The organism is Nonomuraea sp. 3N208 (genome assembly GCF_052245935.1).
Lineage (GTDB): Bacteria > Actinomycetota > Actinomycetes > Streptosporangiales > Streptosporangiaceae > Nonomuraea.
Map to the genome: position 1 here is coordinate 17,309 of NZ_JBQQBR010000010.1, position 22,938 is coordinate 40,246.

Annotated in this window: 27 protein-coding genes; 16 read left to right on the forward strand and 11 right to left on the reverse strand. The window is 69.8% G+C overall.

Features of this window, described 5'->3' with window-relative positions; genetic code table 11:
• Positions 1–57: 57 nt before the first annotated feature.
• Both ACTWPT_RS16835 and ACTWPT_RS16840 read left to right on the forward strand, forming a co-directional pair.
• Complete coding sequence (locus ACTWPT_RS16835) at positions 58–648, forward strand: NADPH-dependent FMN reductase (RefSeq protein ID WP_327583510.1); 591 nt, start codon at positions 58–60, stop codon at positions 646–648.
• Entirely contained in the window at positions 645–1,190 is a 546-nt protein-coding gene (locus tag ACTWPT_RS16840) for a dihydrofolate reductase family protein (RefSeq protein WP_443178317.1), read from the forward strand. The genes ACTWPT_RS16835 and ACTWPT_RS16840 overlap by 4 nt, the downstream gene beginning before the upstream one ends.
• Here ACTWPT_RS16840 and ACTWPT_RS16845 read toward each other — a convergent pair.
• The gene (locus tag ACTWPT_RS16845; RefSeq protein WP_443178533.1) at positions 1,162–1,452 is read right to left on the reverse strand and encodes a hypothetical protein; all 291 of its coding nucleotides are present in this window, start codon (positions 1,450–1,452) and stop codon (positions 1,162–1,164) included. The two genes, ACTWPT_RS16840 and ACTWPT_RS16845, sit on opposite strands and share 29 nt — an antisense overlap.
• A 53-nt stretch (positions 1,453–1,505) precedes the next feature.
• Positions 1,506–1,775 carry a hypothetical protein gene (locus tag ACTWPT_RS16850; RefSeq protein WP_443178318.1) on the reverse strand — a complete coding sequence of 90 codons (270 nt, stop codon included), beginning with the start codon at positions 1,773–1,775 and terminating at the stop codon, positions 1,506–1,508.
• A gap of 96 nt (positions 1,776–1,871) precedes the next feature.
• On the opposite strand from ACTWPT_RS16850, the gene ACTWPT_RS16855 reads away from it, so the two are divergent.
• Positions 1,872–2,471: a GNAT family N-acetyltransferase gene (locus ACTWPT_RS16855; protein ID WP_443178319.1), complete on the forward strand. Its 600-nt coding sequence runs from the start codon at positions 1,872–1,874 to the stop codon at positions 2,469–2,471.
• Positions 2,472–2,627: 156 nt separating this feature from the next.
• On the opposite strand, the gene ACTWPT_RS16860 is transcribed toward ACTWPT_RS16855, so the two are convergent.
• Entirely contained in the window at positions 2,628–3,113 is a 486-nt protein-coding gene (locus ACTWPT_RS16860; protein ID WP_443178534.1) for an nSTAND1 domain-containing NTPase, read from the reverse strand.
• Here ACTWPT_RS16860 and ACTWPT_RS16865 point away from each other — a divergent pair.
• Positions 3,010–3,438, forward strand: a complete 429-nt coding sequence (locus tag ACTWPT_RS16865) for a hypothetical protein (RefSeq protein WP_443178547.1) — start codon at positions 3,010–3,012, stop codon at positions 3,436–3,438. The two genes, ACTWPT_RS16860 and ACTWPT_RS16865, sit on opposite strands and share 104 nt — an antisense overlap.
• A 231-nt stretch (positions 3,439–3,669) precedes the next feature.
• On the opposite strand, the gene ACTWPT_RS16870 is transcribed toward ACTWPT_RS16865, so the two are convergent.
• Together ACTWPT_RS16870 and ppk2 are read right to left on the reverse strand one after the other, a co-directional pair.
• A complete protein-coding gene (locus ACTWPT_RS16870; protein ID WP_443178320.1) occupies positions 3,670–3,885 on the reverse strand; it encodes a hypothetical protein in 216 nt (71 codons plus the stop codon).
• 56 nt (positions 3,886–3,941) lie between these two features.
• Entirely contained in the window at positions 3,942–4,736 is a 795-nt protein-coding gene (gene ppk2, locus ACTWPT_RS16875; protein WP_443178321.1) for a polyphosphate kinase 2, read from the reverse strand.
• A 68-nt stretch (positions 4,737–4,804) separates the two neighbouring features.
• Between ppk2 and ACTWPT_RS16880 the strand changes: the two genes are divergently transcribed.
• The 5 genes from ACTWPT_RS16880 (at position 4,805) to ACTWPT_RS16900 (ending at position 10,647) form a co-directional block, all read left to right on the forward strand.
• Positions 4,805–6,475, forward strand: coding sequence for a SulP family inorganic anion transporter (locus ACTWPT_RS16880; RefSeq protein WP_443178322.1), 1,671 nt, complete (start codon positions 4,805–4,807; stop codon positions 6,473–6,475).
• On the forward strand, positions 6,459–6,725 hold the full coding sequence (locus ACTWPT_RS16885; protein ID WP_443178323.1) for a hypothetical protein: 267 nt from the start codon (positions 6,459–6,461) through the stop codon (positions 6,723–6,725). The genes ACTWPT_RS16880 and ACTWPT_RS16885 overlap by 17 nt, the downstream gene beginning before the upstream one ends.
• Before the next feature lie 30 nt (positions 6,726–6,755).
• Complete coding sequence (locus ACTWPT_RS16890) at positions 6,756–8,096, forward strand: alpha/beta fold hydrolase (RefSeq protein WP_443178324.1); 1,341 nt, start codon at positions 6,756–6,758, stop codon at positions 8,094–8,096.
• A gap of 201 nt (positions 8,097–8,297) precedes the next feature.
• On the forward strand, positions 8,298–8,918 hold the full coding sequence (locus tag ACTWPT_RS16895; protein WP_443178325.1) for a class I SAM-dependent methyltransferase: 621 nt from the start codon (positions 8,298–8,300) through the stop codon (positions 8,916–8,918).
• Between the two features lie 463 nt (positions 8,919–9,381).
• Positions 9,382–10,647: an MFS transporter gene (locus tag ACTWPT_RS16900; protein WP_443178326.1), complete on the forward strand. Its 1,266-nt coding sequence runs from the start codon at positions 9,382–9,384 to the stop codon at positions 10,645–10,647.
• Positions 10,648–10,823: 176 nt separating this feature from the next.
• Here the strand turns inward: ACTWPT_RS16900 and ACTWPT_RS16905 are convergent, their stop codons facing one another.
• On the reverse strand, positions 10,824–11,555 hold the full coding sequence (locus ACTWPT_RS16905; protein WP_443178327.1) for an SDR family NAD(P)-dependent oxidoreductase: 732 nt from the start codon (positions 11,553–11,555) through the stop codon (positions 10,824–10,826).
• A gap of 146 nt (positions 11,556–11,701) precedes the next feature.
• Here ACTWPT_RS16905 and ACTWPT_RS16910 point away from each other — a divergent pair, with 146 nt between their 5' ends.
• A complete protein-coding gene (locus ACTWPT_RS16910) occupies positions 11,702–12,697 on the forward strand; it encodes a sigma-70 family RNA polymerase sigma factor (RefSeq protein ID WP_443178328.1) in 996 nt (331 codons plus the stop codon).
• Between the two features lie 71 nt (positions 12,698–12,768).
• Positions 12,769–13,281, forward strand: a complete 513-nt coding sequence (locus tag ACTWPT_RS16915) for an AAA family ATPase (RefSeq protein ID WP_443178329.1) — start codon at positions 12,769–12,771, stop codon at positions 13,279–13,281.
• Positions 13,282–13,382: 101 nt separating this feature from the next.
• On the opposite strand, the gene ACTWPT_RS16920 is transcribed toward ACTWPT_RS16915, so the two are convergent.
• Positions 13,383–15,188 (reverse strand): RCC1 domain-containing protein, encoded by a 1,806-nt coding sequence (locus ACTWPT_RS16920; protein WP_443178330.1) that lies wholly within the window; start codon positions 15,186–15,188, stop codon positions 13,383–13,385.
• A 309-nt stretch (positions 15,189–15,497) separates the two neighbouring features.
• Here ACTWPT_RS16920 and ACTWPT_RS16925 point away from each other — a divergent pair, with 309 nt between their 5' ends.
• From ACTWPT_RS16925 to ACTWPT_RS16940, 4 genes are all read left to right on the forward strand, one after another.
• On the forward strand, positions 15,498–16,424 hold the full coding sequence (locus ACTWPT_RS16925) for a hypothetical protein (RefSeq protein WP_443178331.1): 927 nt from the start codon (positions 15,498–15,500) through the stop codon (positions 16,422–16,424).
• A gap of 24 nt (positions 16,425–16,448) precedes the next feature.
• Positions 16,449–17,273, forward strand: coding sequence for a hypothetical protein (locus ACTWPT_RS16930; protein WP_443178332.1), 825 nt, complete (start codon positions 16,449–16,451; stop codon positions 17,271–17,273).
• Between the two features lie 96 nt (positions 17,274–17,369).
• On the forward strand, positions 17,370–17,741 hold the full coding sequence (locus tag ACTWPT_RS16935; protein ID WP_443178333.1) for an MmcQ/YjbR family DNA-binding protein: 372 nt from the start codon (positions 17,370–17,372) through the stop codon (positions 17,739–17,741).
• Positions 17,742–17,808: 67 nt separating this feature from the next.
• On the forward strand, positions 17,809–18,447 hold the full coding sequence (locus ACTWPT_RS16940) for a TetR/AcrR family transcriptional regulator (RefSeq protein WP_443178334.1): 639 nt from the start codon (positions 17,809–17,811) through the stop codon (positions 18,445–18,447).
• Here the strand turns inward: ACTWPT_RS16940 and ACTWPT_RS16945 are convergent.
• From ACTWPT_RS16945 to ACTWPT_RS16960, 4 genes are all read right to left on the reverse strand, one after another.
• Positions 18,444–18,686, reverse strand: a complete 243-nt coding sequence (locus ACTWPT_RS16945; protein WP_443178335.1) for a hypothetical protein — start codon at positions 18,684–18,686, stop codon at positions 18,444–18,446. The two genes, ACTWPT_RS16940 and ACTWPT_RS16945, sit on opposite strands and share 4 nt — an antisense overlap.
• A 13-nt stretch (positions 18,687–18,699) precedes the next feature.
• Positions 18,700–20,040 (reverse strand): TRAP transporter large permease subunit, encoded by a 1,341-nt coding sequence (locus ACTWPT_RS16950; RefSeq protein WP_443178336.1) that lies wholly within the window; start codon positions 20,038–20,040, stop codon positions 18,700–18,702.
• A 72-nt stretch (positions 20,041–20,112) separates the two neighbouring features.
• Positions 20,113–21,006, reverse strand: coding sequence for an HpcH/HpaI aldolase/citrate lyase family protein (locus ACTWPT_RS16955; protein ID WP_443178337.1), 894 nt, complete (start codon positions 21,004–21,006; stop codon positions 20,113–20,115).
• Positions 21,003–22,190: a CaiB/BaiF CoA transferase family protein gene (locus ACTWPT_RS16960; RefSeq protein ID WP_443178338.1), complete on the reverse strand. Its 1,188-nt coding sequence runs from the start codon at positions 22,188–22,190 to the stop codon at positions 21,003–21,005. Before ACTWPT_RS16960 ends, ACTWPT_RS16955 begins: the two co-directional genes overlap by 4 nt.
• 68 nt (positions 22,191–22,258) lie before the next feature.
• On the opposite strand from ACTWPT_RS16960, the gene ACTWPT_RS16965 reads away from it, so the two are divergent.
• Positions 22,259–22,912 (forward strand): GntR family transcriptional regulator, encoded by a 654-nt coding sequence (locus ACTWPT_RS16965; RefSeq protein ID WP_443178339.1) that lies wholly within the window; start codon positions 22,259–22,261, stop codon positions 22,910–22,912.
• Positions 22,913–22,938 lie beyond the last annotated feature (26 nt).

A 22,938-nucleotide genomic window follows, 5' to 3' on the forward strand; every position in this document is an offset into this window, starting at 1 on the left:
CCGGAGCGGTAAGTGCGGTGGAAGGAAACGGTAAGGGCCGCCCAGCACAGTAGTCACATGGCAAGCAACGAACGGCTGCGGGTGGCGGTGATCATCGGTAGCACCAGAAGCGGCAGGTTCGGCCCGACGGTGGCCGAGTGGTTCGCCGCCCAGGCCCGCAGGCGAAGGGAGCTGGAGGTCGACGTCGTCGATCTGGCCGAGGCGCGGCTGCCCGAGGTCCTCACCGACGAGGACGAGGAACTGCCTGCCGAGGTGCGAGCGCTGGCTCCGCGGCTGGCCGCGGCGGACGGCTTCGTGGTGGTGACCCCCGAGTACAACCACAGCTTCCCCGCACCGCTCAAGACCGCCATCGACTGGTACTACGCGGAGTGGCAGGCCAAACCGGTCGCCTTCGTGTCGTACGGCAGAGAGTCGGGCGGCCTGCACGCGGTCGCCCAGCTCCGTGAGATCTTCGCCGTGCTGCGGGCGGTGGCCGTCACCGAGGCGGTCAGCCTGCCCTGCTACTGGGATCTCTTCGACGCCGACGGCTCCTGGCCCAAACGGGGCGCGAGCTGCCATGCGGCGGCCGGAATCACGCTTGACCAGCTGTCATGGTGGGCCCGTACGCTGCGGGACGCCAGAAACGATTACCAATGGAGAGAACAATGAGGAAAGTCATCGCTTCGACCTTCACCACGCTCGACGGCTACATCGACGAGCCGCAGAACTGGTCGTTCGACTACCGGACGGACGATGCCACCCAGTACGCCCTGGACCTGATGCGAAGGTCGGATGCCCTGCTGGCGGGGCGGGTCACCTACGAGGGGTTCGCGTCGGTCTGGCCGACCAGGCCCAGCGACGAGTTCTCCGACCGGATCAACGGCATGCACCATTACGTGGTCAGCGACACCCTGGAGAAGGCCGACATCTGGGGCACCTCCACCATCATCAGGGGCGAGAACCTCGTCGAGGAGGTCACCAAGCTCAAGCAGCAGCCGGGCGGCGACATCATCATCTACGGCAACGGGCAGCTGACCGACGCGCTGTCGCAGGCCGGGCTGCTCGACGAGTACCACCTGTGGGTGCACCCCCTTATCCTCGGTGAGGGTGAGCCGCTGTTCAGGCGTGAGTCGAAGGCGAAGCTGAAGCTGCTGGAGAACAAGACGTTCAGCTCCGGCCTGGTCATCCTGGTCTACCAACCCGAGCAGTAGACCAGGATGACCGTTGCGAACCCGCCTCGGTCAGCGGAATCCGCCGAAGGCCACCGCTGTCGTGGAGGGTAATCGAGGCCCGCCCGCTGGGGTGACGGTCAGATCTCGTCGTCATCTTCGGCACCGTCCGGATCGCGCAGGTCGTGGATGGTGCCGGGGGCCAGGTCGGGAAGCAGGCGAGGATGTGGAGGGATTTGAAGATCCTTCCAAAGGTGGCGATCGCCTCGCCGAGCGCGGTCGGGTGGCCGTCGCACTGCAGCATGGTCACCACGTCGTAGGCGCGGACGGTGCCGGTGTAGATCGAGGCGACGACCCTCAGATGTCCGGCCACATCCGACGGACCTTGCGCAGGTCAATCCTCCCGCGGGCGAAGGTGTTGAGCGGCCCGTAGTCAGCGCCGGGCTCAATCCGCGAGCCCTTCTGGTCGGGCAGGTCTGCGAGCGCGGGCCGGTAGGAGATGTTCAGCGGCTGGTCCACGTGCGGCAGCATCGCCGCGATGCGGTTGCGCAGGTCGACCAGCGACGGGGGCTCCTCCACGGCCTTCACCCCGGTCAGGTGGATCTTTCCGGCGTCGTCGATCCCCACCTCGGTGTTGGCGTCCAGCCGGCAGCCAACTTCCCGATAACGACCTGGTGCGTAATTGCCTCGCGCACGAGCCGCCCCGCGATCTACCCTCGCGGCATGACGCCACACGATGCGCCTGAAGGCTCCCGGATCGCTCCCGATGGTGCCGGGCTGGTGATCCGGCAAGAGACCGCTGACGATCATCGAGATGTGCGCGAGGTTCATACGCGCGCCTTCGGTGACAGCGAGCGGGTTCCCGGGCTCGTGGAGGCACTTCGCGTTGCGGAGGCTGCGTTGGCGCCGATGTCCTTCGTCGCTACCGTTGATGACCGAGTTGTGGGGCATGTCCTGCTGAGCGCGACGCGGGTGGACGCTCCGCGCCGGATCGTGGACGTCCTGTCCCTGTCACCGCTGGGCGTGGTCCCGGAGTTCCAGTGTCAGGGGATCGGCACTCAGCTCATCGCGTACGCCCTCGAGGCGGCCGACAGCCAGGGTGTGCCGTTGGTATTCCTGGAGGGTTCGCCACGTTACTACGGCACGCGCGGCTTCGCGGGTGCCAGCGCGGTGGGCTTCCGTTCGCCGTCGCTGCGTATCCCTGAAGCCGCGTTCCAGGTCGCCCGGTTGTCCGCTCACGAGCCGTGGATGACGGGCACCTTCGTCTACTCAGAGGCCTTTTGGGCCTTTGACTGCGTCGGCCTGCGCGACCCCGAGGACTGAGGGACTACCCGACTCGACCTGATCCCCAGGACTATCACAGTGGCGATGTCCAGCTCGTCGTCGGTTGCGTGCGATCAGCGAGGCGTCGGGCCGTAACGTGAATAGGGCCGCAGGTTCATTGGATGTGTCGTCTCAATGGGCCCGTACAGCCCTGTCTCATTCTGCCTTCACGGGCCTGTCCCGTGCACATCTCGGCACCTTGAGCCCTGGCCGAGCTGTTCGACGTCGACCGGTGCACCGTGACCAAGGCCATCGGAGAGATCCGGCCGCTGTTGGCCACCCGCGGTTTAGCCGCCGGTGCACCATCAGGTCGGCTCGGTCGTCGGTCAGCCAGCGGTGCAGCCGTGGCCAGGCCCGGATCAGGGCTTCGTGGGCGACCTGGACGGTGTCTTCGTCCAGGACGATGAGCCGCGCCTCGGCGAGGCGGTCGAGCACGCCGGCGATGACGGATGGATCGGCTACCCCGTCGAGCTCCGTGTAGTGGATGTATACGGGCGCTCCGTAATGTTCCCTCCGGTACGACGACAAGGGAGCATGAATGCGACGCACGATCCGCCGGAGCCTGACCATGATCGCGGTCACAGTGGGCCTCGTGGCCGGGACCCTGACACCGGCCAACGCTGCGACTAGCTCGATATCCATGGCGATGTCCGGCAAGACCGTGGCCATCGTCTGGTACAACGCTGGCACCCACAACATGTCCAAGGGCCGCAATTCCTTCACCCTAAGGGCGGTGGCGGGCATCTACAACGCCCGGGTCTTCTGGGAGTTCTGGAGCACCAACGACATCGAGGACTACGAGAACGTCTGGCCCAGCAGCACCAGCGCGGCGGAGAAGAGCTTCAGCGTCTGGAACAAGGCGCAGTCGCCGGCCATGCCGATCTACTACTACCTCTGCGTGAGGCCGAAAGTGACCGACACCGAGACTTGCACCAGATCCAACCCAAAGCAGGACTGGGTCTGGTGACATTCCACCGGCGGCCCTCCTCGCGAATCCGCAGAGGAGGGCCTGTCGTGATGGATGTATCGATCGCGCCACTTCGGCAGTTGATCCGCCAGGACTGCCGCGCCTCAGCGAAATCGACGGCTGGACCGGCTGGACCCCAAGCGCTGACTCAGCCGTCTCGCCTGCCGGCCATAGCGCGGCCGGGGCGTGGCCCAGGCCATGGTGCCGGTCAGGCGTTGAGCGCCTCGTCGATCATGGCACGGACGGCGGCATTGAGGTCGTGCCCTTGAAGCCCGTGGCGAAGGTGCGGACGTGACGCGGCGGGGCTTGGGTGGCGGGCAGTGCGTACTTGCGAACGGTACGGAAGGCCAGGCCAAGCTGGCGGTTGATCGCATTCAGGGACGCGCCGCTGTTCTTCAGCGCTTGCACCTGGGCGTAGCGCTCCTGCATCCGACGGCGCTCGCGCATCGGACGCCTCGACTAGCAGAACCTCGGCGCGGCCGCCGCACGGGTATGGCAGACGCTCAGGAAAGACCGCCGGTCACGTCGGGCACAGATGTCTCCACCCGCGGCGGCCGGCGGTAGCCGCTGGGCGCGGGCCGCTGCGGGATCTCCAGCGGCGGGCGCCGCACCTCCTGGTACGGGATCGTGGACAGCAGATGGGAGATCATGTTGATCCTGGCCCGCCGCTTGTCCTCGCTCTCCACCTCATACCACGGCGCCTCAGGGATGTGGGTGTGGATCATCATCTCGTCCTTGGCCCGGGAGTACTCCTCCCACCGCGTGATCGACTCCAGATCCATCGCCGACAGCTTCCACTGCCGCATCGGATCCTCCAGCCGGGCACGAAAGCGCCGCTCCTGCTCGCCGTCGCTGACCGAGAACCAGTACTTGCGCAGCAGGATCCCGTCCTCCACCAGCAGCCGCTCGAAGATCGGGCACTGGTGGAGGAACCGGGTGTACTCCTCCTGCGTGCAGAACCCCATCACCCGCTCCACCCCTGCCCGGTTGTACCAGCTCCGGTCGAACAGCACGATCTCCCCCGCGGCCGGCAGATGCTCGACATACCGCTGGAAGTACCACTGCGTCCGTTCCCGCTCGGTGGGCGCGGGCAACGCGGCGATCCTGGCCACGCGCGGGTTGAGGTATTCGGCGACCCGCTTGATCGTGCTCCCCTTGCCGGCGGCGTCCCGCCCCTCGAAGATCACGACCATCCTGCGGCCTTCGGCCTTCACCCACTCCTGTAGATTCACCAACTCGGCCTGCAGCCGGAACAGCCGCTTCTCGTACGGCTTGCGCCGCAGCCTGTCAGCGGTCATGTACACCACCCTCCATCCGCCAGGGCGTGCCACTGGCGTCCAGGCGCCGTGATGCGCCATCCTCGGTCATGATCCGATTTCTGCCGGGCCTCGCCACACTGACCGCCTACCGGCGCGAGTGGCTGCGCGGCGACCTGCTCGCCGGGTTGACCGTGGCAGCCTATCTCGTGCCCCAGGTCATGGCCTACGCCACCGTCGCCGGGCTGCCGCCGGTGGCCGGGCTGTGGGCGATCCTGGCCCCGCTGGCGCTGTACGCCCTGCTCGGCTCCTCACGGCAGCTGTCGGTCGGACCCGAGTCGACGACCGCCCTGATGACCGCCACCGCCATCGCCCCGCTGGCCGCCGGGGACCCCGGCCGCTACGCCACTCTGGCCGCCGCGCTGGCCATCCTCGTGGGGCTGATCAGCCTGGGCTGCCGGCTGCTGCGCCTCGGCTTCGTCGCCGACCTGCTGTCCAAGCCGATCCTGGTCGGCTACCTCGCCGGCGTGGCCGTCATCATGATCGCGAGCCAACTGGGCAAGCTCACGGGCACCCCGGTCTCCGGTGACTCCCTGCTCAGCCAGCTGTCGTCGTTCGCCCGCCTCCTCCCCCAGGCCCACCTCGGCACCCTGCTCATGGCGGCGGCCGTGCTGGCTTTCCTGTTCCTGCTGCAATGGCGGCTGCCCGCCGTCCCGGCCCCGCTGCTGGCCGTGCTCGTGGCCATCGCCGCCGTGACCTTGTTCGACCTGGGTGCCCAAGGCATCAAGGTCGTCGGCGAGATCCCCGCCGGGCTCCCGGGCCCCGCGCTGCCGCCGCTGGAGAACCTGCTGCTGCCGGCCGTCGGCGTGTTCCTCGTCGGCTACAGCGACAACATGCTCACCGCCCGCTCCTTCGCCGCCCGCCACCACCAGGAGATCGACGCCAACCAAGAACTCCTCGCCCTCGGCGCGGCCAACCTGAGTGCCGGTGCGCTGCAGGGCTTCCCGGTCAGCAGCAGCGGCAGCCGCACCGCGCTGGCCGACGCCGCCGGCGCCCGCACCCAGCTGTATTCGCTCACCTGCCTGGCGGCGGTGGTGGCCGTGCTGATGTTCGCCGGACCACTGCTGGCAGACTTCCCCACCGCCGCCCTCGGCGCCATCGTCGTCTACGCCGCCACCCGCCTCGTCGACCTGGCCGAATTCCGCCGCCTGGCCCGCTTCCGCCGCACCGAACTGCTGCTCGCGCTCGGCGCGCTCGCAGGCGTGCTCGTCTTCGACATCCTGTACGGCATCCTGCTCGCCGTCGCCCTGTCCGTGGCCGAAATGCTCGCCCGCATCGCCCGCCCCCACGACGCCATCCTGGGCCTGGTCCCGGACGTGGCCGGCATGCACGACATCGACGACTACCCGGCCGCCCGCACCATCCCCGGCCTGGTGATCTACCGCTACGACTCGCCGCTGTTCTTCGCCAACGCCCAGGACTTCCACCGCCGCGCCCTGGCCGCCGTGGACCAGCAGGACGCCCCGGTACGCTGGTTCGTACTCAACGCCGAGGCCAACGTCGAGGTCGACATCACCGCCCTGGACGCCGTCGACTCCCTGCGCCGCGAGCTGGACCGGCGCGGCATCGTCTTCGCCATGGCCAGAGTCAAGCAGGACCTGCGCGTCTATCTGGACGCCTACAACCTGACCGCCGCCGTCGGCGAGGACCGCATCTTCCCCACCCTCCCCACCGCGGTCAACGCTTACCAAGCTTGGAAAGGCGATGCGCCGCCGACCTGAGTACATGCGGGGCCTGCTCGCCCTGCCACGTCGGCATGGTCGACATCGAGCGGCTGCTCGCGGCGCCGTACAACACCCGCTCTCGGAACTGGCCGACACCGATCCCGTCGTGCTGCCCGGCGTGGACCAGGAGGTGGCGGCCTGGCGCGCCGTACAGCACAGGGAGAGCAGTCTCGCCGTGGTCGGCGAGGGCGGCCGCTTCCACGGCCTGGTGCCCAGACGCCGCAGCAGAATGCCGACCGCGGAGTGAAGAGGGCGGCGTGTGCACTAGCGTCCCCTTATGGCTTCTTTCGCCAGGCTGGCCGGCCGGGTGGTGGCGGGTGCCGGAGTGCTGGCGCTGTCGCCGGTCCTGGGGCTGGCCACGCTGGCCGGGATGGCGATGGTGGGCGCACAGCCGACGGCGTTCGCGGTGACGGGCCTGGCGGTCTTCGCGTCGGTGTTCTTTCTGGGCCTGCTGCTAGTTGTGCCGAGGCCGAGGGCGGCGTGGGGGCGATGGTTACGGGCGGTGGTGATCCTCGGGGTGGAGGCGACGGTGGTCTGGCAGGTCACCGTGGCCACCTTGCGCCCGGCTCCGTCCCACGCTCCCCTGGCGCCGGTGGCCGGGCAGCGCGAGTGGCGGCTGCAGACGGGCTCGAAGCTGGCGTATGTACGGCTCGCGCCGAAGCGGGTCACCCGGCCCGACCCCGTGGTGTTCCTGCACGGCGGGCCCGGCGTGGCGGACCTGGCGGCGTCCTCGGCGTTCTTCGGAAAGCTGACGGCGGACGGCTACCAGGTGTACGTCTATGACCAGATCGGGGCGGGGCGCTCGGCGCGGCTGCGTGACCCTCGGGGGTACGGGCTGACGCGCGACGTGGCGGACCTGGAGGCCATCCGCCAGGCCGTGGGCGCCGGCCGGCTGAACCTGATCGCCCAGGACTACGGCGCCCAGCTCGCGGTTGCCTACTTGGCCGCACACCCGGACCGGGTCGCGAAGGCGGTGCTCTCCTCCCCCGCCGGCCTCTCCCAGGGATCCCCCACCGCATCGGTTCTTGCTTCCCCTTCCGAGCCGTCTCAGGGATCCTCCTCGGCGACGTTCCCCGCTTCTCCCACCGAGCCGTCCCGGGAAGCGCCCGCTTGGGAGCCCCAAGGGCGAGAGGCGGACGGGAAGGTCGAGGTGGCGGCGGTGTTCGGACGCGACGGAACGCCGGACCCGCGCCTGCTCGCCGTCTCCACGCTGCTGCGGGTGGACCCGCGCGCGGCGCACGCGTTTGCGGGTGACCGGGAGCTGGACGCCTACCTCGACCTCGTCCGCCAGGGAGCCCCGCATCCCTGCCCCGCCGCCGCAACCGGTTCCGGGGGTTATGTCGGCCTGACCGGGCGGGCGGCGCCGGGCTCGCTCCGGCTGCGCCTGACCGGGGTCATGTCGCCAGTGTTGATCGTCAAGGGCCAGTGCGACGAGCAGAGCTGGGCGTCGGCCATAGGCTTCCGGCAAGCGCTGCCCTCAGCCAGGTTGGCTTATCTCGGCGGCGGCACATACCGGAGCGAGGCGTATCTCGGGCTCCTGCGGGCGTTTCTGTCCGGCCGTCCGGTGCCTGCCTATGAGGGCCAGGTCCCGCCGCCTGGCTACCGAGGCCCTGTCTGACCGGCCTCGGGCCGGGTCACCGCATCGGGGCGCGACCGACTTCATGTTCACCCAGCACGGCCGCCAACTGGGCGCCGCCCGCCTGCGCAATGGAGTGCCGGCCCGGGAGCCGTAAGGCGTGAATCGTTTCTACGTCGTGCGGCGATTCAACAAGTGAAACCTGCTCGGGAGCCGATCCCGGCGATCCATAACCTGACCCGTATGAGCGAGGAAACCGATCTGGTCCGACGTGGCTACAACGCACTGTCCTACCGTTACCGCAGCGACGACGCCGACGAGGGTGAGTACACGCGCTGGCTGAAGGTTCTCCAATCCCGCCTGCCCACCCGAGCATCCGTGCTCGATCTCGGCTGCGGCTGCGGTATCCCCGTAGCACGTTCACTCGCCGCAGCCGGACATGAAGTGACGGGTGTCGACATCAGCGACGTTCAGCTCCAGCGGGCGCGTCGCCTCGTTCCCACCGGGACCTTCGTGCAGGCCGACGCCATGACCCTCGATCTGCCACACGCCACCTTCGACGCGGTCGTATGCCTCTACACCCTCATCCACATGCCCCTTGACCAGCAGCCCGGCCTGATCGAGCGCATCGCCACCTGGCTGCGCCCCTCGGGCTGGCTGCTGGCCACCACCGGCTGGGAGGCCTGGACCGGCACCGAAGACAACTGGCTCGGAGGCACCGCGACGATGTGGTGGAGCCACACCGACGCGACCACCTACCGATCCTGGCTGCAGAAAGCCGGCCTCGAAGTCGCCTCTCAGGAGTTCGTCCCCGAGGGCAACAGCGGGCATGCCTTGTTCTGGGCACGCAAACCATCTGACTGACGCACCGAGTTCTTGCCGGCCAGGTACTTCTGCGGCGTGAAGTTCGCTGCCTGCTCCTCGGGGAGCTGCGGCCGGTTGGCGTCTTCCACGAATTCGATCCCGCTGCGCTTCGGCGGCCCGAGTCGCTCCATTCGACGGCCGCTCAGCCGGCCGCGGGTGCCGTCCTTCCCGCATGGACGGTGCTCGTCCCGTCGTATCGGTGTCGCGCTGCGGACACCTCGCCGACGTCGCGCGTGCGGCCGATGACCAGGCGGGCCGGCCGTCGCCGTGGGCCGGCCCGGCAAGCATCCGCCATGCTACGGACGATTGTCCGCGAAGGTCGCGGTCCCGCGTACCGTCCTGCCTGTCAGCCTCTTGACAGCATTCGCGCCGCACATCATTCTAAGGCCAGCTTTTATGACCGTTGTACGGACGATTGTCCGCTAGCTGGGGTGCACCCCCTCCCAGCATCTAGGAGCACGACATGAGCAGCGCCACCGACCGTCCCAAAGGCGGCACGTCCCCCGTGAGCTCCCAGCAGTTGACGAAGGCCTACGTCGCGATCGGGTTCGCGGTCCTGTGCGCCTCGTACATGCTCAACGCGATGGACCGGCAGATCTTCTACCCCCTCTTGCCCGAGATCCGGGCCGAGCTCGGCTTCTCCCTTGACCAGGGCGGGCTGCTGGCCACCGGCTTCACGCTGGGTCTCGCGCTGGCCGGGCCTCCGGCCGGTTATCTGGCCGACCGGCTTTCACGCAAGGCCATCATCCTCGTCAGCGTGCTCGTCTACTCCCTCGGCACGCTGGCCATCCCGCTGGCCGTGGGCTTCGTCGACATGAGCGTCTACCGCCTGGTCTCCGGTGTGGGTGAGGGGGTCCAGGCCACCGCCCTGTACGCGGTGATCGGAGCGTTCTTCTTCCACCGCCGCGCGCTGGCCGCCGGTGTCGTGGGCGTGGCCTTCGGCCTTGGCGTCTTCCTCGGCCCGCTCCTCGGCTCGGCGATGGCCGGCAGCTGGGGAACCTGGCGTGCGCCGTTCTTCCTGTTCGCCGCCGCCGGTCTCCTCATGAGCCTGCTCATCGCGGTCACGGTGTCGCGCACGATGACCGAGGCGGTCACCGGTGGGACCACCGAGCCCGACGCCGCGACCTACGACCACGTGCCGGCCTCCCCCTACAACCGCAACACCCTCGGCGTGGGCATCGCGTGCGCCGTGTCCGGGCTGGTCTTCTACGGCTACCTCGGCCTCTACCCCACTTTCCTGCGCGAAGGGCTCGGCTTCGCCCCCGACCAGGCGGCCTTCGCCGTGTCCATGGGCGGCCTGGGCGCCATGATGGCCCTGCCGGCCGGCTGGCTGGGCGACCGGCTCAACCAGCCACGCCTGCTGATGTTCGCCATGGTCGCCACCGCGGCCACCACGTACCTGATGTATCAGGTCGCCACCGCGGTCCAGGCGCAGTACCTGCTGTCTTTCCTGATGGGCACGTTCGCCAGCGGCTTCCTGTTCACCAACTGCTCCACCGCCATGCAGCGCGCCGTCCGCCCGCACCACGTCGGCCGCGGCGCCGGCCTGTTCATCCTCTGCTACTACGTCGCCGCCGCCTTCTCCGGGCTCCTGTTCGCCCGCCTGGTAGGCGCACTCGGCTGGGGCGGCGCCGGCCTCTGGCAGCTCACCGTCCTCCCCTTCCTCGGCATCGCAGGCCTCCTCCTGGTCGACCCGGCCAGAATGGTCCTCCCGCGCAGCCCCAGGTAAAGGGCCCCTCTACCGGGTCGATCCCTGCCGGCACGGCTGCGACGGCCGCGGAAGAAGCCACCTGGCGACCGGGTTGGAGTACATCCGCGGACACGAACATCACGCTCGAGTGGGCCGACGAGCCCCCACCCGGCGCGGTCCGCCAGGCGGTTGTGTGGCGCTCAGGGCCGTCATGGTCAGCGCGAAGCCCCGAGCAGTGCGGCGTTCTCGCGCTCGAGCGCTTTGACCGCGCCGGCGAGCCAGCCCGGCGCCAAAGACGCCGACAGGGGGTCTGGGAAGATCTCCTCCTCACCGCCCGCCACGCCGTCGAAGATCGCCTGTGCGACCGACGCAGGGGCGGCCTTGGGCACGTCGAGGTCGCGGGACATCTCGGTGTCCACGGGCCCGGCCAGGACGGCGTGCACCCGGACACCCCGCGAAGCGAGCAGCGCACGCAGGGATTGGGTGAGCGAGAACGCCGCGGCCTTGGAGATCGAGTACGCGGGGATCACGGGCAGGGGCGCGAGGGCCGCAACCGACAGCACATTGACGACGGCGCCGCGCGACCGAGTCAACTGAGGCAGGAATGCCTGGGTGACGGCGTACGGGCCGAAGAGGTTGACCGCCAGGTGCCGCTCCAGGACTGCGCGGTCGGCGAGGTCGTCGTAGGACGCCAGGCCGGCGTTGTTGACCAGGACGTCGAGCGCGTCGACGCGCTCCGCGGCCACCTGGATCTGCGCGCCGTCGGTCACGTCCAGCATCAGCGTCGTGACGCGCCCGTCGGGATGGGCCAAGGGCCGGCGTGACCCGGCGTAGACCCGCTTGGCGCCTCTGCGCAAGGCCTCGTCGACCAGCGCGCGTCCGATGCCGCGATTGGCGCCGGTCACCAGGACAGTCCTGTTCGCGATGGTGTTCTCTGGCGTCGACATGGTGTCTTTCTCCATTCGGCTGTGACGGTTCGGGCTTGCACACAGATAGACACGGCGGGCCGCCGGAAACTGGGCGGGCCAGGGGCGACCAGTTCCGGCGGCCGGCGGTGTCAGTACTGAGCGAACGATGACGACGGAGGTGACCCATGTCGGCCGAACTGCTCCAGCGGGCACAGGCCGGCGACCGTGACGCGTTCGCGGCGCTGGTCGAGCCGCATCACGGCGAGCTGCAGGTGCACTGCTACCGCATGCTCGGATCGTTGCAGGACGCCGAGGACGCGCTGCAGGACGGGTTGCTCTCGGCATGGGTCGGATTGGGGGGATTCGAAGGGCGATCGTCCATCCGCACGTGGCTGTACCGCATCGTCACCAACCGGTGCCTCAACCTGCTGCGGACGTCCACGCGCCGGCCGGTGGCCGCGGCGCCGCTGTCGGTTCCGCCGCCGGAGCCCTCCCGGCTGGGTGAGGCGCTGTGGCTGCAGCCGTATCCCGATCTCCTGCTCGACGGCCTGCCCGATCAGGCGCCGGGGCCCGAGGCCCGGTACGAGTCCCGCGAGGCGATCTCGCTGGCGTTCGTGACCGCCGTTCAGCTGCTGCCGCCGAACCAGCGCGCGGCGTTGTTGCTGCGTGACGTGCTCGGGTACCGAGCGAGTGAGGCGGCCGAGCTGCTCGGGCTAACCGAGGACGCCGTCGCCAGCGCCCTCAAGCGCGCCAGGGCGACGATGGACGCGGCCCGCTCGCCCGACCGGCCGCCGCCCCCCGCCGGCGGGCCGGAGGAGCGAGCGCTGGCCGACCGCTTCGTCACGGCCTTCACCGAGCACAACGTGGATGCGCTCGTCGCGTTGATGACCGATGACGCGTGGGTACGGATGCCGCCCCTGCCCTTCGAGTACCGGGGGACCGAGGCCGTGCACCGGTTCTTCACCGCGATCGACGCGCACTGGCGGGGGATCGCCCGGATGGTGCCGGTACGGGCGAATGGTCAGCCCGCGTGGGGCGAGTACATCCGCGACCGGGTGACCGGCGGCCTGCACGTCACGGGGGTCGTCGTGGTCGGCTTGGCGGGCGACCGGATCTGCGAGATCACGCACTTCGAGACGACGCTCGCGTCCTACTTCGGCCTGCCCCGGACACTGGACTAGCGATCTTGCGCGTGCCAGGGACTTCGGCGGTCCCGCAGCAGAGGGGGCCCAGCCGTGGCAGGGTCGTCACCATGTTGATCGTGATGAGCGGGCTTCCTGGCGTCGGCAAGAGCTCCATCGCAGAGACGCTCGGCCGACGGCTCGCCGTACCGGTGTTGTCCGTCGATCCGGTGGAGGCTGCGATGTGGCGGGCAGGGGTCGGCCGCGACCAACCCACCGGATTGGCGGCTTACGTCGTGGTGGAGACGCTCGCGTCCGAGATTCTGGCCCTCGCCCAGTCGGTCATCGTGGATGCGGTGAACGACGCGGTCGAGGCACGCGAGCAGTGGCGCGGCCTGGCGCTCCGACATGGTGTCAGACTGGGTTTCATCGAGGTCATCTGTTCAGATCCCCTCATTCACCGGCGACGGCTTGAAGGTCGTCAGCGCGGGATCGAGGGGTTCCTGGAGCCGACGTGGGAGTCGGTGCAGGCGCGGCGTGCGCGCTTCGAGGCATGGCATGAAGATCGTCTCGTACTCGACTCCGCCAAGCCGATCGCCGACAACGTGCAGGTGGCTCTGGCTCATCTTGATGGCGTCCCCTGAGTTCCCCGTCTTGTACGTCACGACGTCGGCGTGACGTCGCGCCCTCCAGCGCCGACCAGCGATCCAGCCTTTGGCGTGATGGTGGTGTCGCCCTACGACGATCATCGTGGGGCTGAGGTGGACGGGGCACAGGTGGCGCTTCCCTCAGTGTGGGCGCGGCTGGCGTGCGGGCCGTTGCCGTGGGTGCGGACGGTGACGTTGGCACCGCCGTTCACAAAGGTCGCGATGCGGGTCGTGCTGGTGCCGGAGGAGTAGCTTACGGTGCCGCTCCCAGTCCCTGCCGTGCATTTCAGGGACGCTGTCGGCTTTTTCGGATAACCCTTGACTTTATGCTTTTGCGCGGTGTCGGGGTTGATGTTCGTGCCGTTGTTCGTGCCGTTGTTGCCGGTCACTGCTGTTAGGGTCACCGTCACCGCCTCCGAGGCGGACAGGGCACATGCGTTGTCGCCTTCGTGGGTGGCAATGATGGTGTGCCGACCGGCCGCGAGAGCCGTGACGGTGAGCGTGACGCGACCGTCCACAAGGGTGGCGGTGCCCAGTTCGGTGCCGTTCGCGGTGAAGACCACGGCCCCGGTTGCGGTTCCGGCCGGGCATTGCACGACCGCTGTCAGGGTTACCGGCCGGCCGGCCGCCTGCGTCGCCGGTGAGGCCGACAGCGTGGTGGTGGTCTGTTCGAGCGCGAGTGGAACGATGGCCATGGCGTGGTATGAGCCGGACCCTATGGCCTGGACCGTGACGCCAGCGGGCAGGGCTGCCTCCACGGGCAGGCTGCTGTTGGTGTTGGTGCGGTCGCCGAGCTGGCCGTAGCGGTTGTATCCCCAGGTCAGCACGCGTCCTCCTGATGTCAGCGCCACGCTGTGGTCGTCGCCGCCGGCGATCGCGGTGACGGTGGTGCCGTCCGGTAGCTGAACCTGGATCGGAACGTTGCTCTGGGTGGTCGTGCCATTGCCCAACTGGCCGTAGGAGTTATCGCCCCACGCGAGCAACCGCCCGGTGGAGTCCACCGCCAGGTTGAACCAGCCATGGGCCGCCGTGATGGCGGTGACCGTGGTCCCGGTCGGCAGGTTCACCTGAACGGGAACGTTGCTCTGGGTGGTGGTGTCGTTGCCCAGTTGGCCATAGGTGTTCCATCCCCATGACCACAACTGTCCGGTGGACGTCAGCGCCAGGCTGTGGGCCGACCCGCCCTCCACGGCAGTGAGCGTGACATCCCCGGGAAGTGGCACCTCCACCGGCAGCACACTGTCGTTGGTGTTGCCGATCCCCAACTGGCCGGTGTTGTTGTATCCCCAGGCCAGCACGCGCCCGGTCGAGGTCACCGCCAGGCTGTGCCCGGCGCCGGCACCGATCGCCGTGATCGTGGTGCCGGTCGGCAGGGCCACCGGGACCGGGGCGTTCCTGTCGATGGTGGACCCGTCTCCGACCTGGCCGAAGTCGTTGTACCCCCAGGCCAGCAGGCTCCCGGTGGAGGTCAGCGCCAGGGTGTGGTCGTCGCCGGCGGCGATGGCGGTGATGGTGGTGCCGGCCGGCAGGGCCACCCGCACCGGTACGGGGCTGCCGTTCGTGGTGCCGTTCCCGAGCTGGCCGTTGGGATTTTCGCCCCAGGCCCACACCTGCCCGTCCGAGGTCAGCGCGACGGTGTACCCGTAACCCCCGTCGATCTGTGTGATCGTGGTGCCTGCGGGAAGCAGCGCCGTCACCGGCACATTGTTGTGCTCCGTGGAGTCGTTCCCCGGCTGACCGAACTGATTGCGCCCCCAGGTCCGCACCTCGGAACCAGGGGCGGCACTAGCCGCGCCTGCCCCCACGCCGACAAGCCCGATCACCAGCGCGACCACCAGGCACAACGACATGCCCAGCCGCCGGCGGCCCCGGAATGCCGGCCCCGCCCAGAATCGATAACTCACCCTCACCATGACCCCGTAAGCCGTTGAATCATCATTCGATAAAGGCCAGAAGGAAATAAGCGGAATTCGCCGTCAAATCCAGAACTCCTGGCGCCGCAGGAGCGTAACACGATGTTTCGGCCGAATTTAGATCCGCCGTTTCTACGCGTGTCGACAGCTTGGCAACCTCAGCTGCGGAAAGAAGTTTTGACATAGCGCGGGGTTTCGCTTTATCCGATTACCAGGGAGCGCCGTCTCGCGAGGTCGGCAGCGGCCTGTGCAAGCGGCCCGCAAGCGTGCGGAAACAGTGTGCCGAGAGAGTCAGGGTTCGTGAGCGCGCTCGTCCTCGACCCCAGCCTTCCCGAGGGGCACCGCCGGCTGATGGCCACCCGCCCCGAGCTCCTGCCCCCTGACCCGAAGCGGCCCGCCTGGAGCGGGCGGACGCCCGGTGACGTCCTGACCGCCCTGCCCGTGTCGGCGTTGTGGGCTTTCCTCCCCCTCGTCGTCGGCCTCGTCCACCGTGGCCGGCGCGTACTCCTCACCGGGCTGCTGCTGCAGGCGGCATTGCTCGCAGTCTGGATCCGGTACGGCTCCACGACGTTCTTCCTCGCCGCCCTGACGGTGCAGGCCACAGCCTTCCTCGTGCTCGTGGCCCTGGCGGGTGAGTCCCCCGTGGCGAAGTACGGACGCCGCCACCACGGCAGGTACGTGACCGCCGCGATGCTGGAGCCGCTGGACGCCGCACTGCTGGAACGGACGGTGGACGCCACGGCGGCCGTGCTGCGCTCCAGGCTCGATCGCGACGGCCTGCTCGACGGCATCGCCAACCGGGTGATCCTGCCCCGCCAGGAGTGGGAGATCGCCGAGACGCTGACCGAGCTGACCCGGCTCCGGCGCGAGCAGGCAGGCGCACGGTCCGGCCGCGTCACCGAGCGCATCTCCGCCATGCTCGAATCCCAGGAGGAGGCGCTCAAGGTGGCGACCCGGGCGCTGGCCCAGCGAATCTCCTCCCTGGAGGAGTACGCGCGGCGCACCGAGGAGGCCGAGGATGTGTACGCCGAGTGGCGGACCCTGCAGGATCTGGCCGATGACGGCGATGCCTACCGCGAGCTGCTCTCCAGAACCGTGCGCGACGACCTGGCGGCCGGCGAGGTCGGCGAGCTGACCGAGCGCGCCAGGCGGCTCGAGGCGTCCCTGCGCGAGAGCGTCGAACAGGCCCGGCTCGCCGGCCTCACCCTGATCCCCCGGGAGGGCTGACCCGTGCCGCGTACCTCCGATCGCATGCGGCGCCTCATGGCGCCGTTCCCGGCGTGGATCCCGCTCCTCGGCGCCGCCGTCCTCCTCGCCGAACTCGTCATCGGCATCCCCATGGCCGTCGGCGGCGGATCCGCCCCGGCGCCCCGTTCGATGACGAGCCCGCCCCCGCGCGTGACGGCCGCTACTCCCGATCCTCCATCCTCCGAGCCGTCGCCCACCCCCACCCGCGCGACGCCCACTCCGTCCCCGAGCGGGCCCGAGGTCACGAGAATCCCCGAGGGGACCGTCGTCGAGCTCCGCCGCCACCGGGGCCGCGGCTCCCCCGTGATCGGCAGGGTGACCGACCCCAAAACCGGACTATCGTTCGCCGAGCTGGGCTCCCCGTGGCGGCGCAGCCGCCCGATCGGTGACGGTCCCATCCAGGACGGCCGCTACAACCTGCGCCAGACGCTGCTGACCGAGACCTACGGCCCGGACGACGATCGCGAGTGGTGGGCCGACATCGACTCCCAGCACCTGTGGTCAGACCTCGACGCCGGAGACAGCCTCTACGACGCCGCCCGGGCGATGCTCGACCACAAACAGGCCGGCGCGTTCCCCACCGGGACGACGGGCCGTGACATCGCCTCGCAGCCGGTGCGGCGTGGCTGGCTGATCGCCCGGATGATCCAGATGCCACCGAGCCCGGACGGCCGCAAGGCCAGGCGGGAGCTGTCGGTCGCCATCGCGGTCGACACGGGACGCCCCCGGCCCGCCGTCCTGTGGATCACCATTCCCGACACGCACCGGCGCCTGTGGCCGGACGTCGACACACTGGTGAGGTCCCTCAAGGTCGTTCCCCGGCGCTGAGACCCGTGCGAGGCCGGGACACGGGCGTGGATGGTTCTGCGGTAACGTCCACGCTTGGGTCGGCCTCGGAGCGGGAGAACGGCAGGTGAGCACGTGATGGCGCAGGGCTCACAGCGTGATCGGGTCATGGCGGAATGCACGGCCAAGCCAGGATCGGTGGAGGACTATCCGTTCGGCGACGACGGGGCGGTGTTCAAGGTGGCCGGGCGGATGTTCGCGCTGGTGTCGCTGGATTCCCCGCCCGGAAGCGTCAGCCTCAAGTGTGATCCCGGCCTGGCCGCCGACCTGCGTGCTCGCCATGCCGCGATCACGCCGGGCTACCACCTCAACAAGCGGCACTGGAACACCGTGGCTCTCGATGGCTCGGTGCCTGACGAGGAAGTGCTGGACCTGATCGATCACTCCTACGAGCTGGTGGTGGCCCGGCTGACCAGGGCGCAGCAGAACGAGCTACGGACCCGACCCTGAACTGCCAGGTCTGAGCGCGGCCACTCCACTATCAGAACGGAATTATTCGTTCCCGTATACTGATGGTATGACCACCACTCCCATGAGCGGCCGCAAAGCCCAGGCCGCGCGTAACGACGAGCTGATCCTCCAGGCGGCCCGGGCGGTCTTCACCGCCGATCCTGGCGCTCCCATCGCGGCAGTCGCCGAGAAGGCAGGCGTCGGGATCAGCGCGCTCTACCGCCGTTACCCCAGCAAGGAAGCCCTCTTGCAGAAGTTGTGCGGCGACGGGCTGGAGCTCTACATCGAGGTGACCGAGCGGGCGCTGGCCGACGAAGGCGACCCGTGGGAGGCGTTCGCCGGGTACCTGAGCGGCATCGTGGACGCCGACACCAACTCCCTGACGATCAAGCTGGCGGGGACGTTCCAGCCGACGGAGGAGCTGGGCCGGCTGGCGGTCAGGGCCGGCGGCCTGGCCACCGAGATGCACCACAGGGCGGTGGAGGCCGGTGTGTTGCGCCCGGACGTGACGCCGGCGGACATCGCGCTGCTGTTCGAGCAGATCGCCTCGATCAAGCTCGGCGACGAGGAACGCACCTCACAGCTGCGCCACCGCTACCTGGCGCTCGTGATGGACTCGCTGCGGGTGCCGCCGGCGCACCGAGGGCTCCCCGGGCCGGCCCCGGAGGACCAGGAGCTGTCGGCCCGCTGGTGGCAGTCTTCCTAGTCCTCGCCGCCATCGTCCGGCTGGGCCGTCCAGTGGAACAGGTACGACATCACGAACCCGAGCAGCCCGGTCACCCCGGCCGCCACGGTCATCGCCAGGCCCAGCGCGGACACGGCGCCCGAGACCAGGCCGGGGCTGCCGGCGACGAGGCCGGCGGCTTGGGCCAGCACGACGGACACACCGAGTACGAGGAACAGCACCAGGCCGATCTTGAAGAGAACCATGGTGAGGCGTTTCATGACGGGGCTCCTCTCAGATCGGCAGCACGCCGGCCGCGACCAGCACGCCGATGACCAGGGTCGGGATGACGAACCAGATGATCAGGCGGCCGAATGTCCTGGCGGGGTCGACCTGGGCGATGCCGCTGGCGATGTAGATCGGGGCGGCACCGGGCGGCGAGGCGCCCTCGGTCGAGGCGAAGATCATGATCGCGGTGGCCGCGGCGGCCGGCGCGACCCCCGCCACGGTCAAGGCGCTGAACGCCACCCCTCCCACCGCGGCGATCGTGGCGGTGCCGGTCAGCGGCGCGGCGATGACGACGATCAGCAGGCCGACGAGCGTGGCGATCAGCGCGGGCGGGGCGTCCAGCCCCTTCATGATCGCGGTCAGCTGGTCGACCAGGCCCAGTTCGCCGAGGCTGGCCGCGGCCGCGAAGGCGAAGAACAACGTCGCGCCGATCACTGCGTACCTGAGGGCCATGTCGCCGAGCAGCTCGCTCCAGGCGCGCGTGGTGCGCGGCAGCCGCCGCCACGCGACGGCGAGGGTCACCAGCACGGTCAGCACCGGGATCCACACCACGATGCTGATGTCGCCGGCCGCCTCCTCGCCGACCCGCGACTCCATCAGCTTCACGCCGAAGTCGAGCGTCATCAGCACCGGGATGAGGATTCCCGCGTACACCAGCAGCGACGTCCACCCGGCCCGCAGCGCCTCGCGCAGTGGGACGAGGTCGGCCACGCCGGCGGCCGCGATGCGGTGCTGCCGCACCCACACGAACACCACCACGAACCGGTACGCCACCGTCCACAACCCGCCGATCAGCGCGGGCACGAACAGCTGGTCGGCGGTCAGCACCGGCGCCACTGCGGCCGAGCCGAGCAGCAGGAACATCGACGAGCTCGGCGGGATCGAGATGCCGAGTCCGGCGTTGCCCGCGACCAGCGAGGCGGCCAGGTCGGGCCGCCAGCCGGACCTGGTCAGCCACGGGATGGTCACCGAGCCCACGGAGGCGGCGATGCCGGAGCCGGACCCGGCGGGACCGCCGAGCAGCGCGGCGGCCGAGGTCGAGACGTAGCCGGCGCCGCCGCGCAGCCGCCCGAAGATCGAGTTGAGCACGGTGACCTGCTCCTGGATGAGTCCGAGCCTGGTCAGCAGGTAGCCCATGAACACGAAGGCCAGCGCGGCGAACACGACCTCCTCGGCCAGCGCGTCGGCTATGCCCGCCCAGGCCAGCGTGAAGAAGTCGGCGCCGCCGAAGAGGCACACGCCGGCGAACCCGATGAGCATCGCCTCGCCGATGTTACGTTTCAGCACGCCGTTCCAGACGACGATGATCACGATGTAGACGATGAGCGCCCATACGGCGATTCCCATGGCGAGATGTCCTCCATTGGGGTGGGGGTGATTCTGCGTGCGTGGCTCCGCCTTGTCGGCGGGGGCCGGTTCTTACGCGGGCCTGTCGTCGGCGGGGGGTTCCTCCTTCGCGGGCTCCTCATCGGCGAGTCGCCGGGCCAGGGCCACGGTGCGGCGGGCCCGGGCGACGATCGGGGCGTCCGCGAACCGGCCGTCGGGCAGCGCGACCGCGCCGATCCCCGAACGCTCGGCCCGTTCGGCCGCCTCGACGATCTCGGCGGCCCTGGCCGCCTCCTTCTCGGTGGGGCGGAACGCCCGCCTGATCGCGGGGATCTGGCGGGGATGGATGGCGGTCCTGCCGAACAGGCCGAGCGCGCGGCCGGCCCGGCAGGAGGCGACGAGCCCGGCCTCGTCCTTGACGTGCGGGTAGACGGACATGGGGACCGGCGGCAGGCCGGCCGCGGCGGCGGCGAGCACGACCTGCAGCCTGAGGTGGTTCATGGCGGTCTCGTCGGTGATGGACAGCTCGGCGGCCAGGTCCTGCTCGCCGAGCGCGATGCCGGCCACGCGCGGGTGCGCGGCGATGTCGCGGGCGGCGACGATCCCGGCGGCCGACTCCAGCAACGCGTACACAGCGAGCTCCGGCGCGCCGGAGCTCGCCGGAGCTCGACTGACCAGGTCCAGCACGGCGGCCGACTCCACCTTGGGCACCCGCACGGCGGCGGCCAGCCGCCCCACCGCCGCGAGGTCGGCCTGCCCGCGCTCGCTGGCCAGGTCGTTGATCCGCACGTGCACGGGGACGCCGCTCCTCCGCGATCGCAGGTAGGCGGCGGCGTTGGCGCGGGCCTCGTCCTTGTGTGCCGACGCGACGGCGTCCTCCAGGTCGATGATGACCACGTCGGCGCCGGACGCGACGGCCTTGGCGAACCTTTCTGGCCGATCGCCGGGAACGTACAACCAGGTCACGGGCGACCAGGGCACGGTCACGCGATCACCCCGGCCTCGCGCAGCGCGGCGATCCGCTCGCCGGAGTAGCCGAGCTCGGCGAGCACCTCGTCGGTGTCCCGGCCGAGCGGCCGCCCCGGCCAGCGGAGCTCGCCGGGCGTGTCCGACAGGCGGAACAACACGTTTTGCATGGTGAGCGCGCCGAGCTCCTCGTCGGGCAGCTCGACGAACGTGCCGAGCGCCGCGTACTGGGGGTCCGCGGCGATGTCGGTCACGTCGTAGATGGGCGCGACCGCGGCCTGCACCTCCTCGAAGCGGGCGATGACGTCGGCGGCGTCGCGTTCGGCGATCCAGGACCCGACGGCCTCGTCCAGCTCGTCCACGTGCTGCACCCGCCCGTGCCCGGTCGCGAACCACGGCTGCTCGACCAGGTCGGGGCGGCCGACGAGGGTGACGACGCGCTCGGCGATGGGCTGGGCGCTGGTGGAGATCGCCAGCCAGCGGCCGTCGCGGGTGCGGTAGGTGTTGCGCGGGGCGTTGCTGCTCGAGCGGTTCCCGGTCCGCCGCGGCACGACGCCGAGGGCCTTGTACGCCGTCATCTGCGGGCCCAGCAGGCCCAGGATGGGCTCGATGATCGCCATGTCGATCACCTGGCCGCGTCCGGTGCTTTCGCGGGCGTGCAGCGCCACCATGACCGCGTATGACATGGCGAGGCCCGCGATGCCGTCGGCGAGGGCCAGCGGCGGCAGGGTGGGCGGGCCGTCGGGCTGCCCCGTCATGGCCGCGAACCCGCTCATGGCCTCGGCCAGCGTCCCGAACCCCGGCTGCCGGGCCATCGGCCCGGTCTGCCCGAACCCGGTCATCCGCGCCACGATCAGCCGCGGGTTGAGCTTCATGAGCCCATCGGGAGCGAGGTTCCAGCGCTCCAGGGTGCCGGGGCGGAAGTTCTCGATCAGCACGTCGGAGTCCTCGGCCAGGCGGCGCAGGATCTCCTGCCCCTCGCCGGTGGACAGGTCGACGGCCGCCGTGCGCTTGTTGCGCGACAGGGTCTTCCACCACAGGCCCACGCCGTCCACGGACGCGCCGTGGCCGCGCGATGGGTCGCCGCGCCGTGGATGCTCGATCTTGATCACGTCGGCGCCGAAGTCGCCCAGCATCATCGCGGCGGAGGGACCGGCGAACAACGTCGCCGCGTCGATGACCCGTAGGTCGCCGAGGCTCGTCATGGGTATGTAACTTATAAGAAATATGTCATAGGTCAACCGATGTGACCGCTATACGAGACACTGGGGACATGTCAGGCACCGAGCCGCGGCCGCCCATGAGCAAGGCCGACTACGTCTACAGCGTGCTGCTCGACGAGATCCGCAGCGCGCGGATCCCCGGCGGCACGGCGCTGCGGGCCGGCCACGTGGCCAGGCGGCTCGGCGTGTCGGTGACGCCGGTGCGCGAGGCGCTGCGCAGGCTGGAGAAGGACCGGCTGATCAGCTACGAGGCGCATCACGGGGCGACCGTGGTGGACCTCGGGGACGAGGCGCTGGCGGAGTACTACGGCCTGCGCGCGGTCGTCGAGGGCCTCGGCGCGCGCCTGGCGGCGGCCCGGATCACCCCGGCGGAGCTGGCCGAGCTGCGCGAACTGCACGCCGCGATGGGCGCCGACGCGGCGGGGGGCAGGAACGACCGGCTCGGCGAGCAGAGCAGGCGTTTCCACCTGCGCATCGTGGACATCGGGGGGCCCGCGTTCCTGGGGGCGCACGCGAAGGCGGTGCGCAACAGCTTTCCCGTGCCGGCCGAGGCCTCGCTCTGGCTGGACGAGGCCCAGGTCAAGGTCCAGCTGGCGGCGCACGAGGGCATCCTGGCCGCACTGGAGTCCGGCGACGGCGACGCCGCGGAACGCATCATGATCGACCACGTGCGCCAGGCAGGCGAGTTCCGCGCCCGCCACTGACCCATGTGTCACTCTGGTGCTCTGGC

Coding starts and splice junctions, on each gene's coding strand:
- ACTWPT_RS16835 (WP_327583510.1), top strand. CDS start 58: ATGGCAAGCAACGAACGGCTGCGGGTGGCGGTGATCATCGGTAGCACC.
- ACTWPT_RS16840 (WP_443178317.1), top strand. CDS start 645: ATGAGGAAAGTCATCGCTTCGACCTTCACCACGCTCGACGGCTACATC.
- ACTWPT_RS16845 (WP_443178533.1), bottom strand. CDS start 1,452: ATGCTGCAGTGCGACGGCCACCCGACCGCGCTCGGCGAGGCGATCGCC.
- ACTWPT_RS16855 (WP_443178319.1), top strand. CDS start 1,872: ATGACGCCACACGATGCGCCTGAAGGCTCCCGGATCGCTCCCGATGGT.
- ACTWPT_RS16865 (WP_443178547.1), top strand. CDS start 3,010: ATGCGACGCACGATCCGCCGGAGCCTGACCATGATCGCGGTCACAGTG.
- ACTWPT_RS16860 (WP_443178534.1), bottom strand. CDS start 3,113: ATGGATATCGAGCTAGTCGCAGCGTTGGCCGGTGTCAGGGTCCCGGCC.
- ACTWPT_RS16870 (WP_443178320.1), bottom strand. CDS start 3,885: ATGCGCGAGCGCCGTCGGATGCAGGAGCGCTACGCCCAGGTGCAAGCG.
- ppk2 (WP_443178321.1), bottom strand. CDS start 4,736: ATGACCGCTGACAGGCTGCGGCGCAAGCCGTACGAGAAGCGGCTGTTC.
- ACTWPT_RS16880 (WP_443178322.1), top strand. CDS start 4,805: ATGATCCGATTTCTGCCGGGCCTCGCCACACTGACCGCCTACCGGCGC.
- ACTWPT_RS16885 (WP_443178323.1), top strand. CDS start 6,459: ATGCGCCGCCGACCTGAGTACATGCGGGGCCTGCTCGCCCTGCCACGT.
- ACTWPT_RS16890 (WP_443178324.1), top strand. CDS start 6,756: ATGGCTTCTTTCGCCAGGCTGGCCGGCCGGGTGGTGGCGGGTGCCGGA.
- ACTWPT_RS16895 (WP_443178325.1), top strand. CDS start 8,298: ATGAGCGAGGAAACCGATCTGGTCCGACGTGGCTACAACGCACTGTCC.
- ACTWPT_RS16900 (WP_443178326.1), top strand. CDS start 9,382: ATGAGCAGCGCCACCGACCGTCCCAAAGGCGGCACGTCCCCCGTGAGC.
- ACTWPT_RS16905 (WP_443178327.1), bottom strand. CDS start 11,555: ATGTCGACGCCAGAGAACACCATCGCGAACAGGACTGTCCTGGTGACC.
- ACTWPT_RS16910 (WP_443178328.1), top strand. CDS start 11,702: ATGTCGGCCGAACTGCTCCAGCGGGCACAGGCCGGCGACCGTGACGCG.
- ACTWPT_RS16915 (WP_443178329.1), top strand. CDS start 12,769: ATGTTGATCGTGATGAGCGGGCTTCCTGGCGTCGGCAAGAGCTCCATC.
- ACTWPT_RS16930 (WP_443178332.1), top strand. CDS start 16,449: ATGCGGCGCCTCATGGCGCCGTTCCCGGCGTGGATCCCGCTCCTCGGC.
- ACTWPT_RS16935 (WP_443178333.1), top strand. CDS start 17,370: ATGGCGCAGGGCTCACAGCGTGATCGGGTCATGGCGGAATGCACGGCC.
- ACTWPT_RS16940 (WP_443178334.1), top strand. CDS start 17,809: ATGACCACCACTCCCATGAGCGGCCGCAAAGCCCAGGCCGCGCGTAAC.
- ACTWPT_RS16945 (WP_443178335.1), bottom strand. CDS start 18,686: ATGAAACGCCTCACCATGGTTCTCTTCAAGATCGGCCTGGTGCTGTTC.
- ACTWPT_RS16950 (WP_443178336.1), bottom strand. CDS start 20,040: ATGGGAATCGCCGTATGGGCGCTCATCGTCTACATCGTGATCATCGTC.
- ACTWPT_RS16960 (WP_443178338.1), bottom strand. CDS start 22,190: ATGACGAGCCTCGGCGACCTACGGGTCATCGACGCGGCGACGTTGTTC.
- ACTWPT_RS16965 (WP_443178339.1), top strand. CDS start 22,259: ATGTCAGGCACCGAGCCGCGGCCGCCCATGAGCAAGGCCGACTACGTC.